Source organism: Burkholderia sp. Ac-20379 (assembly GCF_017104645.1).
Taxonomy (GTDB): domain Bacteria; phylum Pseudomonadota; class Gammaproteobacteria; order Burkholderiales; family Burkholderiaceae; genus Burkholderia.
The window spans coordinates 1-1129 of the sequence record NZ_JAAGPF010000722.1; the positions used below are offsets into that span (position 1 = coordinate 1).

General features: G+C 68.3%; 1 protein-coding gene. It reads left to right on the plus strand.

The window, feature by feature from the left end:
- Positions 1-83: 83 nt before the first annotated feature.
- Entirely contained in the window at positions 84-1112 is a 1029-nt protein-coding gene (proX, locus tag G3N92_RS34245) for a glycine betaine/L-proline ABC transporter substrate-binding protein ProX (protein ID WP_206131899.1), read from the plus strand.
- Positions 1113-1129 lie beyond the last annotated feature (17 nt).

Genomic DNA, 1129 nt, shown 5'->3' on the forward strand with positions numbered 1-1129 from the left:
ACGCACAAAAGCACGGAAGCGAACCGGCGCCGACGGCAAGCCGGCATGCAGCACCCCCAACCAGAAAGGCAAGGAGATCGATCATGAAGATGCTGAAACCGGCGCTGGCCGCCCTGGCGTGCGCCGCGATGCTGAGCGCCGCGGCCCCCGCGCCCGCCGCCGGGCTGCCGGGCGCCGGCAAGACCATCCACTACGCGCAAACGGACGGCCTCGGCGCCAACTACGTGTCGGTGCAGATCGCCATCCGCGCGCTCAAGGCGATGGGCTACGAGGTCGTGCTGAAGACGATGGGCACGGTGCTGTTCTTCCAGGCCGTGGCGCAGGGCGACGTCGATCTGGAAACGGACGTCAACTTCCCGCAGAGCGATCCGAATTTTCGCGCGGTTCAGGATCGCGCCATGCGGGTCGGCAACGGCCAGATCGACGGCGGCGGCATCAACGGCTACCTGATCGACCGGAAGACGGCGCTCGCGCACAACATCACGAGCCTGGAACAGATGAAGGATCCGAAGATCGCCGCGCTGTTCGGCGGCGACGGCAAGGCGCAGCTGATCAGTTGCGACCCTGGCTGGAGCTGCGGCGACGTGGTGAACTACCAATTGGACAAATTCGGCCTGCGGCAGACGGTCAAGCCGGTGACCGGCAAGTACGAGGCGCTGATGGCCGACGTGGTGTCGCGGATCAAGGCCGGCGAGCCAGCGTTCTTCTATGCCTGGAGCCCGTCGTGGACCACCAGCGAGCTGGTGCCCGGCAAGGACGTGGTGTGGCTGCCCACGCCCGCCGACGCGCTGCCGCCGAATGTGCCGAACGCGGGCTCGGCGCTCGTGAAGGACGTGCCGGGCTGCGCGGGCGGCGCGAACCCGTGCCGGATGGCGATGGCGTCGTGGAACTACGGCGCGGTGGCCAACAAGGCGTTCATCGCCGCGAATCCGCCCGTGCGCGCGCTCGTCGAGCAAATTCACTTCCCGTCGTCGACCTGGTCGAACTGGGAACTGGCGATCAGCCAGGCACACGGCGCGTCGTCGATCGTCGACACACTGGCCGACCAGTGGATCGCCGCGAACAAGGCGACGTTCGAGCGCTGGGTGGCGGCGGCGAGCAACGCGCGCTGAGGCCGCCCGGCGCGCGC